Source organism: Serratia sp. CY37869, assembly GCF_052168895.1.
In the GTDB taxonomy this organism is placed as follows: Bacteria; Pseudomonadota; Gammaproteobacteria; order Enterobacterales; family Enterobacteriaceae; genus Serratia; species Serratia ureilytica.
Genome location: NZ_JBJNLU010000001.1, coordinates 475,402 through 490,109, shown reverse-complemented (window position 1 = coordinate 490,109; position 14,708 = coordinate 475,402). Strand labels below are relative to the sequence as shown.

Sequence of the window (14,708 nt, the reverse complement as noted above, 5' to 3'; positions counted from 1 at the left end):
TAATTGTATTTATTATACTATTTTTATTATCTCTTTTTACCTAAGCATTGGCCATCTATTATCCATTAAAAACAAAAAGCCCCCTAAGGGGCTTCTCAGTTGATAACGCGTGAGTCATGACTCAGATACTGGGCAGGAAGCTATGTGCTTTGTCCAGAGCACCAGACCTCATTCGTTACAGCAGTTGTTATTGACTCGAGAACTATTTTTGCAGCAGCTGCCCAGCAGCCTCCAGAATATGCTCGGCGGTCAGGCCATACTCCTGCTGTAAAAACGCCTGGGTGCCCACCTGGCCATAACGCTCCTTCACCCCCACGCGCCGCATCGGCGTCGGGCACTCTTCCGCCAGCACCTCCGCCACTGCGGATCCCAGCCCGTTATGAATGCTGTGGTTTTCACAGGTGACGATGCGTCCGGTCTTGGCCGCGTAGGTTTTGATCAGTTTGCGGTCGATAGGCTTGAGGGTGAACATATCGATCACCGCCGCGCTGACGCCCTGCCGCGCCAGCATCTCCGCCGCCTTCAGCGCCTCCGCCACCATGATGCCGTTGGCGATCAACGTGATATCGTCGCCGTCGCGCAGCAGGTTGCCCTTGCCGATGGTAAAGCGCGAGCCGTCCTGGTAGATGCGCGTCGCCTGCTTGCGGATGGTGCGCACCCAGTAGAAGCCGCGCAGATCCATCAGCTGGCGCAGAATGTCGGCGAACATGGTGGCGTCAGTCACTTCCAGCACCACCGAGTGCGCCAGCCCGCGCACGATGCCCATATCCTCGAACGACATGTGGGTGCCGCCGTTGTGGCAGGCGCTCACCCCGGCGTCGGAAGCGATCACCTTGACGTTGTTGCGCTGATAATCCAGCGACATGAACAGCTGATCGAAACAGCGGCGGCTGGCGAAGGCGGTAAAGGTGTGCACGAACGGCACCCGGCCGGTCAGCGACAGCCCGGCGGCGACGCCGATCACGTTAGCCTCCATGATGCCGCAGTTAATCACGTGCTGCGGGTGATCCTTATGCACGCCGTCCATCGCCATGGAGCTCATCAGATCCGCCTCCAGCGCGATGATCGGCGCGCCCGCTTCAATCTGCCGCCGCACCGCGCCGGCATAGACTTTGCGCATTTCGACGGCGTCGTTTTCCAACTGCGTCACTACGTTAAACATGGGCGGCCTCCAGTTCGGCGATGGCTTTTTCAATCTCCTGCTGCACGTCCGGCGTCAGGCGCAGGTGGTGTGAGTTCGACAGGTTTTCCAAATAGGTCACCCCCTGTCCCTTGATGCTGTCGAGCACGATCGCCAGCGGCCGCTGTTCTCCGCCGCGCGCCGGCCTCACCGCCGCCAGCAGCGCCGCAATGTCGTCGCCCTTGATGGTCTGCACCTCAAAGCCGAAAGCGCGGAACTTGGCGGCCAGATCGAACGGTTGGATCACCTCGTCCAGCGCGCCGTCCAGCTGCTGTTTGTTGTAATCGATAAACAGCGTCAGGTTGTTCAGATTGTGGTGGGCGATAAACTGGAACGCCTCCCAGCACTGCCCTTCGTTCAGTTCACCGTCGCCGAGGATGCTGAACACCCGATTGCGGCGCCCCGCCAGCCGATGGGACAGCGCCATGCCGGCGGCGATCGACACGCCCTGCCCCAGCGAGCCGGTAGTGGCATCCACGCCGCGCGTGCGCAGCCGGTCCGGATGGCTCGGCAGGCGCGTGCCGTTCTGATTGAGGGTTTGCAACTCCGCCAGCGGGAAGTAGCCCTTGATCGCCAGCGTGCTGTACAGCGCCGGGCCGGCGTGCCCCTTCGACAGCACGAAGTCATCGCGCTCCGGCCAGTCCGGATCCGCCGGATCGATGCGCATCACGCCGCCGTACAATACCGCCAGCGTCTCGACCACCGACATGCAGCCGCCGTAGTGGCCGAACCCCAGCCCGGTCAACGCCTTCAATGTTTCCAGGCGGATGGCGCGCGCCAGGGCGCGCAGCTCTTCAATTTCCGTTTCGCTCGTTGTGTCGTTCATCACTCTGCCCTCATTATTTCTCGACGCGGTCAGCGGCCGGCGCGCCTTTGCGTTTTCCCAGGAAGTTATGCGCCACCAGCAGCGCAAACACGGCGACAATCGCCAGCATGATCATCTCTTTCGACATAAAGCGCGCCATGTTGCCCAGCAGGATGCCGATCGCGCCGAAGTCGGCGTCGGAGAAGGTGGTGTTGGCAAAGCCCAGCGCCCCCAGCACCGGCAGTAGCAGCACCGGCAGGAAGGTGATCAGCAGACCGTTGGCGAAAGCGCCCAGCATCGCGCCGCGCCGCCCGCCGGTGGCGTTGCCGAACACCCCGGCGGTAGCGCCGGTGAAGAAATGCGGCACTACGCCGGGCAGGATCAGCACCATCTTCAGTTGCCCCAGCAGGAACAGCCCGGCCAACCCGCCGAGGAAGCTGAACAGGAAGCCGATCAGCACCGCGTTGGGGGCATAGGGGTAAACCACCGGGCAATCCAGCGCCGGCCGCGCGTTAGGCACCAGTTTTTCCGAGAAGCCGGTGAACGCCGGCACGATCTCCGCCAGAATCAAGCGCACGCCCTGCAGGATAATGAATACCCCGGCGGCGAAGGTGATGGCCTGGATAATCGAATACACCAGGTAGTTCTGGCCGCCGCTGAGCTCGCTTTCCACATAGGCCCGCCCGGCGCAGATCGCCAGGATCAGGTAGATGACGATCATGGTCATCGAGATCGAAATGGAGCTGTCGCGCAGAAAACTGAGGTTTTTCGGCAGGTTCATCTCTTCGGTCGAGCGCGAGTTTTTCCCCACTTTCGAGCCGATCCAACCGGACAGCACATAGCCCAGGGTGCCGAAGTGGCCGAAGGCGATATCGTCGTTGCCGGTGATGCGGCGCATATAGCGCTGGGCGATCGCCGGGAAGAACGCCATCACCAACCCCAGGGTCAGCGCGCCGGTGAACACCAACTGTACGCCCTCGAAGCCCGCCACCGTCAGGATGATGCCGATCATGCAGGCCATGTAGAAGGTGTGGTGGCCGGTGAGGAAGATGTATTTCAATCGGGTAAAACGCGCCACCACGATATTCGCCACCATGCCGAACGCCATGATCAGCGCGGTGGAAGCGCCGTATTTCTCCAGCGCGATGGAGACGATGGCTTCGTTATTCGGAATGATGCCCTGAATATTAAACGCGTGTTCGAACATGCCGCCCAGCGGATTGAGCGACCCGACCAATACCGTGGCGCCGCCGCCCAAAACGATAAAGCCGAGAATGGTTTTTACCGTGCCTTTCACCACGTCGGAAAACGATTTCTTTTGCGCCAGCAAACCGATCAGCGCAATAAGCCCGACCAGTACCGAAGGCACCTTTAATATATCCACCACAAACTTAAGCGTTTCCTGGATAAACATATCCACCTCGCCAATCGTTTTATTCAGATGATTGAGTGGGCTTCGAAGTAAGCGCGCAGCTTGGCTTCCAGCTCATTAATGTCGATGATGTTGCTGATCACCACCAGCTGCTCGGCCGGTACGCTGGCGCTGTCGGCGATGTCTTTCGCCATCACGAACACGTCGGCGGCGCCGGGAGTGGCGGACGACAGATCGGAGTGCTCGACCTCCGCCTCCACCCCCATCTTTTTCAGCACCTTTTTAATGTTCATTTCCACCATAAAGCTGCTGCCGAGACCTGAACCGCAAATCGCCATGATTTTCATGATATCCACCTGTTGAATTTAGCGTGTAGGGTAGCGCCGCCGGGAATATTCCCGACGTTATGGGCATTAATAATGTTCCTGGTGATTAAACGTTAATAGCGGGCGATAATATCCTCAATTTGCCGTTTATCTGTGGCGTGAAATAACGCCTCCATCGCCGTGTTATCGGAAAATAATTCCGCCAACTGCGAAATCATTTCAATGTGACTGTTGCCGTCGGGTGCGGAAAGCATCACCACCACCTGAACCGGATCGTTATCCGCAGAATGAAAATTCACGCCCTGGTGGATCTTCAACAGCGACAGCCCCAGCGCGTTGGCGCCCTGCTCCGGCCGCGCGTGCGGCATCGCGATGCCCGGCGCCAGGACGAAGTAGGGGCCAAGCTGCTCCTGCTGATGAAAGATGGCCGTCAGGTAATTCGGCGTAATCACGCCGCGTTGCAGCAGCGGTTGCGCGCTCAGCGTTACCGCCTGGCGCCAGTCCTCCACCCGTTCGCACAGCTGTATATGATCGGCGGTCAGCCATTCTTTCAGCACGTTACCCTCCCAAGCGTTGATGGTTTCGGCCGGTGATTAATTCACCGACGACGGTAAAACTTTAATCAACCCCTCTCGGCTGCACAGTGATTGGCATCACAAAGATAGCGCTACCAAAGCGCTATCATGCAGAACTGTGATAGCGCTATCAAAACGCCATGCCGCGGCGCGGCGTTAACCACAATTTTTTCTCGCTCTTCCGGGTTACGGGGTAGAATGTGCCGCATACTGGGATCGTCGAAACCGCGCCGTCGGCTTCCCACCATCACAATCTTTATGCGCCGCGCGCGCATTTCAGTCGGGATTAGGCATGTCGATCGGTAAAAAACGCCGCAGCACAGGCAGGGTGACGTTGGCTGACGTAGCGCAGCTGGCGGGCGTCGGCACCATGACGGTGTCGCGCGCGCTGCGCACGCCGGAACAGGTTTCGGACAAACTGCGCGAGAAGATAGACGCGGCGGTAAACGAGCTGGGCTATCTGCCCAACCTGGCCGCCAGCTCGCTGGCCTCGGCCTCGTCCTACACCATCGCCATGGTGGTGCCCAGCCTGTCCGAATCCGGCTGCGCCGAGATGTTCGCCGGCCTGCAGAAAGTGCTGCAGCCCGCCGGCTATCACATCATGCTGGCGGAGTCGCAGCACCACCTGGAACGCGAGGAGAAACTGCTGGAGACGCTGCTCTCTTACAACCTGGCGGCGGCGGTGCTGCTCAGCGTCGAGCATTCGCAAAATGCCCGCAACGCGTTGATCGCCACCAACATTCCGGTGGTGGAGATCGGCGCCGTACGCGCCGATCCGATCGACATGAGCATCGGCATCGATTACGTGGCGGCCATGTATCAGCTGACGCAAACGGTGATCGCCAGCGGTTACCAGAATATCGGGCTGCTGTGCGCCAATCAGGAGCAGTGGATTTTCCAGCAGCACCTGCAGGGCTGGCACAAGGCGCTGCTGCGCAACCATATGTCGCCGCATCGGGTCATCAACGCCGCGCAGCCCGCCAGCTTCAGCACCGGCGCGCAGCAGCTGCCGGAATTCTTGCTGGCCTGGCCGGAGCTGGACGCGCTGGTGTGCGCGTCGGACGAACTGGCGGGCGGCGTACTGTATGAATGCCAGCGGCGGCGCATCAAGGTGCCGGATAATCTGGCGGTGGTGGGCTTCGGCAACAGCGAGTTCAGCCGGGTGTGCCAGCCGCCGCTGACCACCATGACCATTCCGCATCGCGATATCGGCATTCAGGCCGGCCAGGCGCTGCTGGCGCGGCTGAACGAGCATCCCTGGCAGCCGCCAGGCTCCCTGCCCGCCACGCTGTGCCGCCGCGACAGCTGCTGAATCCGTCCGTAAAAAAAGCCGGTCGATGACCGGCTTTTCCATGCGCAGGCGGCTCAGTGATTGTCGAGCGGCTTGCCGTAATCCTGTTCATTGTTGCGCGTCAGCCACAGCGACAGCGCCTTCAGCGAATCCGGGGTAAACTCGTCGCAGCGGGCGGTGATCTCTTCCGGCGTCAGCCAGCACACCTCGGCCACTTCTTCTTCCTGCAGCGCGAACGGCCCGTGCGATACGCAGCTGAACAGCGCCCCCCACACCCGGCACTGCTCTTCCTCGAAGTAGAACAGACCGTGCTCGGCGAAAGGCACGCCGGCGATGCCCAGCTCCTCTTCCGCCTCGCGGCGCGCCGAATCCAGCACGTTTTCACCGCTTTGCACTACGCCGCCCGCCGTCGCGTCCAGCCAGCCCGGGTAGAAGTCCTTGATCTCGGTGCGACGCTGCACCAGAATTTTTCCCATCCCATCATGCACCACAATATAGGTAGCACGATGACGCAGCCGCTCCGCCCGCATCTGTTGACGACTGGATTGAGCAATCACCTCGTTTTGCTCGTCGACGATATCAACCCACTCGGTATCTGCAGCCTGACCCTGTTCCGCCATCCTCTAAAACCTTCTATTTTGGCGCGATGCAATCCCGCGCGCTGGTTAATCAATGAGTGTTTTTCAAAGATTTTTATTGTGTGTGTATAAATTAGTGCGTTTAGCGTGTTAACGCCACCTCCGCGACGACCTTGCCGTCGTCGAGCGTCAGCACGCGCAAAGTGCCGCTTTCCAACATGCCGTAGCTGGCGGGAAAGCCCCCTTTCGGGATGCTGACCGAGCCCGGATTGAAGCAATAGATCTCACCCTGCCGCTCCGCCTGCGGCAGATGCGTATGGCCATAGGCCAAGACGTCACCGCAGGATAACGGCGGCAGTGCCGAGGGATGATAAAGGTGACCGTGGGTCAAAAACAATCGTCTTTTTTGCAGTAAAACCTGTTGCCAGGGCGCCTCGATGGGAAACGTCAGCAGCATCTGATCGACCTCGCTGTCGCAATTGCCGCGAACGGCGATGATCTTGTCGCTATAGCGATTCAATCGTTCGGCAACCTGAGCGGGCTGATACCCGGCGGGCAGCGCGTTGCGCGGGCCGTGATTCAGCAAATCACCCAGAAGAATCAACCAGTCGGCGCCGTGTTGTGCGAACAATTCCAGCACGCGTTCGGTCGCCGGCAGCGAACCGTGGATATCCGAGGCGAACATCAGCTTCATAACCTTGTCCTATAGAGGGAAATAAGCGCCATTTTACCGCGCCGGCGCCGTGCGGCAAACCGCCGCCCGCCCCGGTGGAGAATTGTGATCCAACTGCGCAGATAGCATCGGACGAATCCCACATAGCCTGCTATCCTTAGCTGCTATTGTTGGATCTCTGATATACCTTTGTGCGCGGCGAAGACCGCAGCAACGTGTAATGAATTACAGATCACCTTACCGCAGGAGGCAACATGATTGACCTGTATTACGCGCCTACTCCCAATGGTCACAAGATCACCTTGTTTTTGGAAGAGGTCGGCTTACCCTACCGTATCCATCGCGTAAACATCAGCGCCGGCGAGCAGTTCAAACCGGACTTTCTGAGCATTTCTCCCAACAACAAAATCCCGGCGATCGTCGATCAGCAACCGGTGGACGGCGGCGCGCCGATCAGCCTGTTCGAATCCGGGGAAATCCTGCTGTATCTGGCGGAGAAGACCGGCAAGCTGCTGAGCAAGGGCCTGCGCGAACGCGCCGCTACCCTGCAGTGGCTGTTCTGGCAAGTGGCCGGATTCGGGCCGATGCTCGGGCAGAATCACCACTTTAACCACTACGCGCCGCAGCCGGTGCCTTACGCCATCGAGCGTTACCATCTGGAGACCAAGCGGCTGTACGGCGTGCTGGAAGCTGAACTGCAAAAACACCCGTACCTGGGCGGCGATAACTACAGCATCGCCGATATCGCCACCTACCCGTGGGTCGTGTCGCATCCGCGCCAGCGCATCGATCTGGCGGATTACCCGGCGGTGCGCAACTGGTTCGAGCGCATCAGCAATCGCCCGGCGACCGAGCGCGCCTACAAACTGACCGAACAAGCCTAAGTGCCTCCCCCGACTCCCCGTCGGCCGGGGAGTCACATTGTCCCTGCGTTATCATTTCCCTACTTTCCGTGTATTCTGAACGCTAATAATCAGACCTATGGAGAATCTCTGATGTCTTTCAGTCAACCCGACGCCGTTATTCGCATTAAAAATCTGCGGCTGCGCACGTTCATCGGTATCAAGGAAGAGGAAATCAACAACCGACAGGACGTCCTGATCAACGTGGTGATCCACTACCCGGCGGACAAGGCGCGCAACAGCGAAGATATCGCCGATGCGCTCAACTACCGCACCATCACCAAAGCGATCATCCGCCATGTGGAAGATAACCGTTTCGCGTTGCTGGAAAAATTAACGCAGGATGTGCTCGATATCGTAAAAGAACACGCCTGGGTGACCTATGCTGAAGTGGAGATAGATAAACTTCTGGCCCTGCGCTACGCCGACTCGGTTTCCATGACCATGAGCTACCGCCGGGACTAATTCAGGGAGGTCAACCATGCGGATCCTGATCACCGGCGCAACGGGATTGATAGGCAGCAGCCTGACGGCAAGACTGCTGGCGCTTTCTCACCACATTACGGTGCTGACCCGAGACGAACGGCGAGCCCGAGCCCGGCTGGGCGACCGGCCGAGCTATTGGCGAACGCTGGACGACCGGCAATCGCTGGATGAATTTGACGCGGTGATCAACCTGGCCGGCGAACCTATCGCCGACAAGCGCTGGAGCGCGCAGCAGAAAGAGCGGCTGTGCCGCAGCCGCTGGGATCTGACCGAACGCTTGGCGAAGCTGATCAAGGCCGGCAGCACGCCCCCCGGCGTGCTGATTTCCGGTTCCGCCGTCGGCTACTACGGCGATCAGGGGCAGGCGGTGGTGACCGAAGAGGAGCCGCCGCACGACGAATTCACCCACCAGCTGTGTCAACGCTGGGAAGCGCTGGCGCTGCAGGCGCAAAGCGACGCCACCCGCGTCTGCCTGCTGCGCACCGGCGTGGTGCTGGCGCCACAGGGCGGCGCGCTGGCCAAAATGCTGCCGCCGTTCCGCTTCGGGCTCGGCGGCCCGATCGGCGACGGTCGCCAATACCTGCCGTGGATCCACCTCGAAGACATGGTCAACGGCATTATTTATCTGCTGGATCACGCCACCCTGAGCGGCCCGTTCAACATGGTCGCTCCCTACCCGGTGCACAACGAGCAATTCGCCGCCCAATTGGCCAACGTGCTCGATCGCCCGGCGTTTCTGCGGGTGCCGGCGTTCGTCATGCGGCTGTTGATGGGGGAAGCGGCGGTGCTGGTGCTCGGCGGCCAGCGGGCGGTGCCGAAGCGCCTGGAAGAGGCCGGTTTCCACTTCCGCTATCTGGAGCTGGAACAGGCATTGGATGACGTTGTCAATCAGCGGGCCGAAGCCCGCTGATCTGAGGTTACTTCAACGCGCCGGACAGGAACTGCTGCAGGCGCGGGCTTTTGGGATTGCCGAACAGCTCGGCCGGCGGGCCCTGCTCTTCGATCAACCCTTTGTGCAGGAAGATCACGTGGTTCGAAACGTGGCGCGCAAATTCCATTTCGTGCGTCACCACCACCATGGTTTTTCCCTCCTCCGCCAGCTTCTGCATGATGCGCAGCACCTCGCCCACCAACTCGGGATCCAGCGCCGACGTCGGTTCGTCAAACAGCAGCACTTCCGGCTCCATCGCCAATGCGCGGGCAATGGAGACGCGCTGCTGCTGGCCGCCCGACAGGTGCACCGGGTACTTGCCGCGCGCCCGCTCGTCGATGCCCACTTTATCCAGGTAGCGCACCGCGCGCTCGTGCGCGTCGGCCTTGCTCAGCCCCAGCACCTGCACCGGCGCCTCCATCACGTTCTCCAGCACCGTCATATGGCTCCACAGGTTAAAATGCTGGAACACCATGGTCAGGCGGGTGCGCAGCAGCTGCAGCTGCTTCTTGTCGAATACCTTCAGCTGGCCGTCCTTGTCGCGCACCATGCGAATATCTTCGTTGTTCAGGCTGATCGAGCCTTCGCTCGGCTTCTCGAGGAAGTTGATGCAGCGCAGAAAGGTGCTTTTGCCGGAGCCGGAGGAGCCGATGATGCTGATCACATCCCCGGCGTTGGCCGCCAGCGAGACGCCCTTCAGCACCTCGTGATCGCCATAGCGTTTGTGCAGTTCCGTGACGGCTAATTTATTCTCAGACATGGTTTTTCTTCCCGTCATTTATCAGTGACTAACGTGTGCCATCCAGCGTTTTTCAGCTTTGCGGAACAGGCTGATTAACACGTAGGAGATGATCAGGTACAACACCGCCGCAATGCCGAAAGCGTAAAACGGCTGATAGGTCGCGGCATTGATGTCGCGCGCAATCTTCAGCAGGTCCGGCACGGTGGCGGTAAACGCCAGCGCGGTGGAGTGCAGCATCAGGATCACTTCGTTGCTGTAGGCCGGCAGCGCGGTGCGCAGCGCCGAAGGCAAAATGATGCAGCGATACATCTTGAAGCGCGAGAAACCGTAGGCGTTGGCGGCCTCGATTTCACCGTGCGGCACCGAGCGGATCGCCCCGGCGAAGATCTCGGTGGTATACGCGCAGGTGTTGAGCGTCAGCGCCAGGATGGTGCAGTTGAGCCCGCTGCGGAAAAACGCGTTGAGAAACTCGCTGCCGCGCACGATTTCCAGGCTGTACATGCCGGAGTAGAACACCAGCAACTGCACGTACAGCGGCGTGCCGCGAAACACGTAGGTGTAGAGCCACACCGGGAAACGCACCCAGCGCAGGGAAGAGACGCGCGCCACCGCCATCGGGATCGCCAGCAGCCCGCCCATCACCACGGAGGCGATCAGCAGCCACAGCGTGACCGCCACGCCGGTGAAACGGTAGCCGTCGCTCCACAGCAGCGACTGCCAATACTGTTGCAAAATCTCGATCATAGCTCGGCCCTCTTGACGCCCAGTGAGTAACGCCGTTCAAGCCACAACAGCACGCCGTTGGAAACGGTAGTGAAAATCAGGTAAACCACGCCGGCTACGATGGCGAAGAAGAACGGCTGATAGGTGCCTTTCCCCGCCAACTGCGTGGCTTTCACCACGTCGTTCAGGCCAAGGATAGACACCAGCGCCGTCGCCTTCAGGATCACCTGCCAGTTGTTGCCGATGCCCGGCAAGGCGAAGCGCATCATCGCCGGGAACAAAATGCGCCGAAAGATCTGCGCGCCGCTGAAGCCGTAGGCCGTCGCCGCCTCAATCTGCCCTTTCGGCACCGCCAAGTAGGCGCCGCGGAAGGTTTCGGTAAAGTACGCGCCGTAAATAAAGCCGAGGGTAATGATGCCGGCGCCGAGCGGGTCAATATCGATCTGCGAGAAACCGAGCAGCGTGGTGATGTTGTTCAAGGCGATTTGCAGGCCATAAAAAATCAGCAGCATCAGCACCAGATCGGGCACGCCGCGGATCAGCGTGGTGTAAGCGCCGAACAGGCCGGAAATAAGGGGGTTGTGGGAGAGTTTGCCGCCGGCGCCGATCAACCCGATCACCACCGCCAACAATACGGAACTGAGGGCCAACTCCAGCGTCACCAGAGCCCCCTCGAAAATCAGTTGGGAATAGCCTTGCAGCATCTACTTCACCCTGTCGTCTAGGATCCGAACCATCGGAGCCGGCGCACCGGCCCCGCAGTCACAGCATGGAACGGTTAGCGGATTAGCCGCCGTAGACGTCGAAGTCGAAGTACTTTTTCGCGTATTTATCGTAGGTGCCGTCTTTGCGCATCTCGGCGAAGGCTTTGTCCAGCGCCGCTTTCAGCTCGGTATCGGTTTTGCGCAGCCCCATGCCGGTGCCCACGCCAAAGAATTTGTCATCCTTCACCGATTCGCCGGCGAACGCATAGTCTTTGCCCGGCGGCTGTTTCAGGAAGCCATCACTGCCCGCCACTTCATCCTGGAAGGCGGCGTCGATGCGCCCGGAGGCCAGATCGGCGTAGACCAGATCCTGGTTCTGATAAGGCACTACGGTGACGCCCTTCGGCTGCCACATGGCGTTGGCGTAGGCTTCCTGGGTCGTGCCCTGCAGCACGCCCACGCTCTTGCCTTTCAACGCATCCACGGTAGGCAACAGCTTAGACCCCTTCGGCGCGATCAGGCGGGCGTTGGCGGCATACAGCTTGTCGGTAAAGGCGATTTCCTGCTGGCGTTTTTCGGTGATGGACAGCGAAGAGATGATAGCGTCGATCTTTTTCGCCTTGAGGGATGGGATCAGCGCGTCAAAGTCGCTCTCCACGAAGGTGCATTGGGTATTTATGCGTTTGCACAGCTCTTTGGCCAAATCGATATCGAAGCCGACCAGCTCGCCTTTGGCGTTTTTGGATTCAAACGGCGCATAAGTCGGATCGGTGCCAATCTTCAATGTCGATGGGATAGCGGCGAATGCGCTGTTTGCGGCCGCCAAAGCCAAGACTAAAGGAAGAACCTTAACCAGCTTTTTCATAAATTACCCTCAAATTGATTTTTTTGATGCCACTACGGGCATTACTTTTCCCCACCAAATCAATTTGCAGTAATCGTGCCACATTAGGTGCTACGGGCGGAGGGAACGGCTCCGGCCTTCACAATACTGTTTCCTGGGACGATAACCGCAAAATTAAATCGGCCGCTCGGGGCCGCGCCACTGGCAGCCGCGACAGGACGGCGCCATGAAACAGTGAACGTGATGAAGTGGGATCATTATGGTGCATGCGCCGCCCTAATTCAGTGCGGTGTTGCACAAATGTACCAATTTGGGGATGAAAATGTTAATCAGCACCCTGCCAACGGGTGAACAGATCGGCCGGCAATTCAATATCAAACTGATCGATCACCCGATTGACGGTCTGATCGATGATGTCTTCCACGCTTTTCGGCTGGTGATAAAACGCCGGCACCGGGGGCATGATCACCGCGCCCATTTCCACCGCCTGCGTCATCAGCCGCAGGTGCCCAAGGTGCAACGGCGTTTCACGCACGCACAATACCAGGCGGCGGCGTTCTTTCAGCACCACGTCGGCGGCGCGGGTCAGCAGTCCGTCGCTGTAGCTGTTGACGATGCCGGACAGCGTTTTGACTGAACAAGGCAAAATCGCCATGCCCAGGGTTTTGAAGGAACCGGAAGAGATGGCGGCGGCGATATCGCGCGCATCGTGAACCACATCGGCCAGCGCCTGCACTTCACGCAGACTGTACGGCGTTTCCAGCGCCAGCGTCTGCCTTGCAGCGTTGCTCATCACCAGATGGGTTTCCACCTCTGCGACGTCGCGCAAGACCTGCAACAGGCGCACGCCGTAGATCGCGCCGCTGGCGCCGGAAATGCCGATGATGAGTCGTTTCATGAAGAATGGCCTCTGCCGTAAAAAGTAAAAAATAAGATCAGGCAGACTTTGCCGCAATGGCGAGGGATAAGCAAGTTCACAGGAGCAAGGCGCACCGCCGCAGACGCGGCGATGCCCCCTGATGGATCAACGCAGGCGGTTAGCCTTCGTTATGCAGTTCCAGATTTTCCGCTTCGGTTTGTCCCCGCAGCGCCTTGGCGTCGTCGTTGCGCAGCGACTCCAGGTATTCCAGATAGCTTTGATCGACGTCTTTGGTCACGTAGATACCGTTGAATACCGAGCATTCGAACTGGGTGATGTCCGGGTTTTCTTCACGCACCGCTTCGATCAGATCGTCGAGGTCCTGGAAGATCAGCCCATCGGCGCCGATGATTTGGCGGATTTCATCCACTTCGCGCCCGTGGGCGATCAGTTCGTTGGCGCTCGGCATGTCGATGCCGTAGACGTTAGGGAAACGCACTTCCGGCGCGGCGGAAGCCAGGTACACGCGCTTGGCGCCCGCTTCGCGCGCCATCTCGACGATCTGCTCTGAGGTCGTGCCGCGCACGATGGAATCATCCACCAGCAGCACGTTCTTGTCGCGGAACTCGGCGCGGTTGGCGTTCAGCTTGCGGCGCACCGACTGACGACGCGCCTGCTGGCCCGGCATGATGAAGGTGCGGCCGACGTAGCGGTTCTTCACAAAGCCCTGGCGGTAGGGTTTGTCGAGAATGCGCGCGATCTCCAACGCGATGTCGCAGGAGGTTTCCGGAATCGGGATCACCACGTCGATGTCCAGATCTTCCCATTCGCGGGCAATCTTCTCGCCCAGCTTCTGGCCCATGCGTACGCGGGCGCTGTAGACCGAGATCTTGTCCATAAAGGAGTCCGGGCGCGCGAAATAAACGTATTCGAACAGGCACGGATTGGTTTTCGGATTCTCTGCGCACTGGCGGGTGAACAGCTGGCCTTTGGTGGTGATGTACACCGCTTCGCCCGGCGCCACGTCGCGCAGGAATTCAAAGCCCAGGGTATCCAGCGCCACGCTCTCGGAAGCCACCATATACTCGCTGCGGCCATCTTCCAGCGTGCGTTTGCCGATCACCAGCGGACGAATGCCGTACGGGTCGCGGAACGCCAGCAGGCCGTGGCCGATAATCATCGCCACGCAGGCGTAAGCGCCGCGCAGTTGCTGATGCATGGCGGCGACCGCGGTAAAGATGTTGTCGGCCTCCAGCGGATAATGCGGGAAGCGATCCAGCTCGCTGGCCAGCACGTTCAGCAGGATTTCCGAGTCGGAGGTGGTGTTGACATGGCGGCGGCCGCTTTCGAACAGCTTTTGGCGCAGCTCATGGGCATTGGTCAGGTTGCCGTTGTGGGCCAGCGTAATGCCGAACGGCGAGTTGACGTAGAAAGGCTGGGCCTCAGAGGCGCTCGAGCTGCCGGCCGTCGGGTAACGCACATGGCCAATGCCCATGTTGCCCTGCAAGCGTTGCATATGGCGCGCCTCAAATACATCCTTCACCAGGCCGTTGGCTTTACGCAAACGGAACCCGTTGTGGGCGTCAATGGTGACGATGCCTGCGGCATCCTGGCCACGGTGCTGAAGCACCGTCAGCGCATCATAAATCGACTGGTTTACCGGCATAAAACCGGCGATACCGACAATACCGCACATGTTGTCTTTTCCTCATCAGCG

The 14,708-nt window shown here is 59.6% G+C and carries 17 protein-coding genes; 4 read left to right on the top strand and 13 right to left on the bottom strand.

The window, feature by feature from the left end; all coding sequences use genetic code 11:
- Positions 1 to 202 precede the first annotated feature (202 nt).
- From ACJ8J1_RS02495 to ACJ8J1_RS02475, 5 genes are all read right to left on the bottom strand, one after another.
- Complete coding sequence (locus ACJ8J1_RS02495; protein WP_033643866.1) at positions 203 to 1,162, bottom strand: transketolase family protein; 960 nt, start codon at positions 1,160 to 1,162, stop codon at positions 203 to 205.
- The gene (locus ACJ8J1_RS02490) at positions 1,155 to 2,006 is read right to left on the bottom strand and encodes a transketolase (RefSeq protein ID WP_033643868.1); all 852 of its coding nucleotides are present in this window, start codon (positions 2,004 to 2,006) and stop codon (positions 1,155 to 1,157) included. Before ACJ8J1_RS02490 ends, ACJ8J1_RS02495 begins: the two co-directional genes overlap by 8 nt.
- A gap of 13 nt (positions 2,007 to 2,019) precedes the next feature.
- Positions 2,020 to 3,399 (bottom strand): PTS ascorbate transporter subunit IIC, encoded by a 1,380-nt coding sequence (locus tag ACJ8J1_RS02485; RefSeq protein WP_004936074.1) that lies wholly within the window; start codon positions 3,397 to 3,399, stop codon positions 2,020 to 2,022.
- Between the two features lie 23 nt (positions 3,400 to 3,422).
- Positions 3,423 to 3,704, bottom strand: a complete 282-nt coding sequence (locus tag ACJ8J1_RS02480) for a PTS sugar transporter subunit IIB (protein ID WP_025303676.1) — start codon at positions 3,702 to 3,704, stop codon at positions 3,423 to 3,425.
- A 92-nt stretch (positions 3,705 to 3,796) separates the two neighbouring features.
- Complete coding sequence (locus ACJ8J1_RS02475) at positions 3,797 to 4,240, bottom strand: PTS sugar transporter subunit IIA (RefSeq protein WP_033643869.1); 444 nt, start codon at positions 4,238 to 4,240, stop codon at positions 3,797 to 3,799.
- Between the two features lie 310 nt (positions 4,241 to 4,550).
- On the opposite strand from ACJ8J1_RS02475, the gene ACJ8J1_RS02470 reads away from it, so the two are divergent.
- Complete coding sequence (locus ACJ8J1_RS02470) at positions 4,551 to 5,570, top strand: LacI family DNA-binding transcriptional regulator (RefSeq protein ID WP_033643870.1); 1,020 nt, start codon at positions 4,551 to 4,553, stop codon at positions 5,568 to 5,570.
- Positions 5,571 to 5,623: 53 nt separating this feature from the next.
- Here the strand turns inward: ACJ8J1_RS02470 and yfcD are convergent, their stop codons facing one another.
- Positions 5,624 to 6,169, bottom strand: coding sequence for an NUDIX hydrolase YfcD (yfcD, locus tag ACJ8J1_RS02465; protein ID WP_004936086.1), 546 nt, complete (start codon positions 6,167 to 6,169; stop codon positions 5,624 to 5,626).
- 100 nt (positions 6,170 to 6,269) lie between these two features.
- The gene (yfcE, locus tag ACJ8J1_RS02460) at positions 6,270 to 6,821 is read right to left on the bottom strand and encodes a phosphodiesterase (RefSeq protein ID WP_033643871.1); all 552 of its coding nucleotides are present in this window, start codon (positions 6,819 to 6,821) and stop codon (positions 6,270 to 6,272) included.
- Between the two features lie 233 nt (positions 6,822 to 7,054).
- Here yfcE and yfcG point away from each other — a divergent pair, with 233 nt between their 5' ends.
- The 3 genes from yfcG to ACJ8J1_RS02445 all read left to right on the top strand — a co-directional run bounded on the left by yfcG (position 7,055) and on the right by ACJ8J1_RS02445 (position 9,098).
- Entirely contained in the window at positions 7,055 to 7,684 is a 630-nt protein-coding gene (yfcG, locus tag ACJ8J1_RS02455) for a GSH-dependent disulfide bond oxidoreductase (protein WP_033643872.1), read from the top strand.
- A gap of 111 nt (positions 7,685 to 7,795) precedes the next feature.
- Complete coding sequence (gene folX / locus ACJ8J1_RS02450) at positions 7,796 to 8,167, top strand: dihydroneopterin triphosphate 2'-epimerase (RefSeq protein WP_025303682.1); 372 nt, start codon at positions 7,796 to 7,798, stop codon at positions 8,165 to 8,167.
- A 16-nt stretch (positions 8,168 to 8,183) separates the two neighbouring features.
- A complete protein-coding gene (locus ACJ8J1_RS02445; protein WP_033643873.1) occupies positions 8,184 to 9,098 on the top strand; it encodes a TIGR01777 family oxidoreductase in 915 nt (304 codons plus the stop codon).
- Positions 9,099 to 9,105: 7 nt separating this feature from the next.
- Here ACJ8J1_RS02445 and hisP read toward each other — a convergent pair whose 3' ends face one another.
- From hisP to purF, 6 genes are all read right to left on the bottom strand, one after another.
- Positions 9,106 to 9,879, bottom strand: coding sequence for a histidine ABC transporter ATP-binding protein HisP (gene hisP, locus ACJ8J1_RS02440; RefSeq protein ID WP_004936098.1), 774 nt, complete (start codon positions 9,877 to 9,879; stop codon positions 9,106 to 9,108).
- Positions 9,880 to 9,900: 21 nt separating this feature from the next.
- Positions 9,901 to 10,605, bottom strand: coding sequence for an ABC transporter permease (locus ACJ8J1_RS02435; RefSeq protein ID WP_033643875.1), 705 nt, complete (start codon positions 10,603 to 10,605; stop codon positions 9,901 to 9,903).
- Complete coding sequence (locus ACJ8J1_RS02430) at positions 10,602 to 11,288, bottom strand: histidine ABC transporter permease HisQ (protein WP_033635345.1); 687 nt, start codon at positions 11,286 to 11,288, stop codon at positions 10,602 to 10,604. The genes ACJ8J1_RS02435 and ACJ8J1_RS02430 overlap by 4 nt, the downstream gene beginning before the upstream one ends.
- An 82-nt stretch (positions 11,289 to 11,370) precedes the next feature.
- Positions 11,371 to 12,153 carry a histidine ABC transporter substrate-binding protein HisJ gene (gene hisJ, locus ACJ8J1_RS02425; protein ID WP_033643876.1) on the bottom strand — a complete coding sequence of 261 codons (783 nt, stop codon included), beginning with the start codon at positions 12,151 to 12,153 and terminating at the stop codon, positions 11,371 to 11,373.
- Positions 12,154 to 12,457: 304 nt separating this feature from the next.
- On the bottom strand, positions 12,458 to 13,030 hold the full coding sequence (locus ACJ8J1_RS02420) for a UbiX family flavin prenyltransferase (protein WP_033643877.1): 573 nt from the start codon (positions 13,028 to 13,030) through the stop codon (positions 12,458 to 12,460).
- Between the two features lie 139 nt (positions 13,031 to 13,169).
- The gene (gene purF, locus ACJ8J1_RS02415) at positions 13,170 to 14,687 is read right to left on the bottom strand and encodes an amidophosphoribosyltransferase (RefSeq protein WP_033632500.1); all 1,518 of its coding nucleotides are present in this window, start codon (positions 14,685 to 14,687) and stop codon (positions 13,170 to 13,172) included.
- Between the last annotated feature and the right edge of the window lie 21 nt (positions 14,688 to 14,708).

Bases quoted from the DNA above. Each gene is read 5' to 3' on its own strand.
- ACJ8J1_RS02430 (WP_033635345.1), bottom strand. From the start codon at position 11,288: ATGCTGCAAGGCTATTCCCAACTGATTTTCGAGGGGGCTCTGGTGACG.
- yfcE (WP_033643871.1), bottom strand. From the start codon at position 6,821: ATGAAGCTGATGTTCGCCTCGGATATCCACGGTTCGCTGCCGGCGACC.
- hisP (WP_004936098.1), bottom strand. From the start codon at position 9,879: ATGTCTGAGAATAAATTAGCCGTCACGGAACTGCACAAACGCTATGGC.
- ACJ8J1_RS02490 (WP_033643868.1), bottom strand. From the start codon at position 2,006: ATGAACGACACAACGAGCGAAACGGAAATTGAAGAGCTGCGCGCCCTG.
- ACJ8J1_RS02485 (WP_004936074.1), bottom strand. From the start codon at position 3,399: ATGTTTATCCAGGAAACGCTTAAGTTTGTGGTGGATATATTAAAGGTG.
- ACJ8J1_RS02495 (WP_033643866.1), bottom strand. From the start codon at position 1,162: ATGTTTAACGTAGTGACGCAGTTGGAAAACGACGCCGTCGAAATGCGC.
- ACJ8J1_RS02435 (WP_033643875.1), bottom strand. From the start codon at position 10,605: ATGATCGAGATTTTGCAACAGTATTGGCAGTCGCTGCTGTGGAGCGAC.
- ACJ8J1_RS02480 (WP_025303676.1), bottom strand. From the start codon at position 3,704: ATGAAAATCATGGCGATTTGCGGTTCAGGTCTCGGCAGCAGCTTTATG.
- ACJ8J1_RS02420 (WP_033643877.1), bottom strand. From the start codon at position 13,030: ATGAAACGACTCATCATCGGCATTTCCGGCGCCAGCGGCGCGATCTAC.
- purF (WP_033632500.1), bottom strand. From the start codon at position 14,687: ATGTGCGGTATTGTCGGTATCGCCGGTTTTATGCCGGTAAACCAGTCG.
- yfcG (WP_033643872.1), top strand. From the start codon at position 7,055: ATGATTGACCTGTATTACGCGCCTACTCCCAATGGTCACAAGATCACC.
- folX (WP_025303682.1), top strand. From the start codon at position 7,796: ATGTCTTTCAGTCAACCCGACGCCGTTATTCGCATTAAAAATCTGCGG.
- ACJ8J1_RS02445 (WP_033643873.1), top strand. From the start codon at position 8,184: ATGCGGATCCTGATCACCGGCGCAACGGGATTGATAGGCAGCAGCCTG.
- yfcD (WP_004936086.1), bottom strand. From the start codon at position 6,169: ATGGCGGAACAGGGTCAGGCTGCAGATACCGAGTGGGTTGATATCGTC.
- hisJ (WP_033643876.1), bottom strand. From the start codon at position 12,153: ATGAAAAAGCTGGTTAAGGTTCTTCCTTTAGTCTTGGCTTTGGCGGCC.
- ACJ8J1_RS02470 (WP_033643870.1), top strand. From the start codon at position 4,551: ATGTCGATCGGTAAAAAACGCCGCAGCACAGGCAGGGTGACGTTGGCT.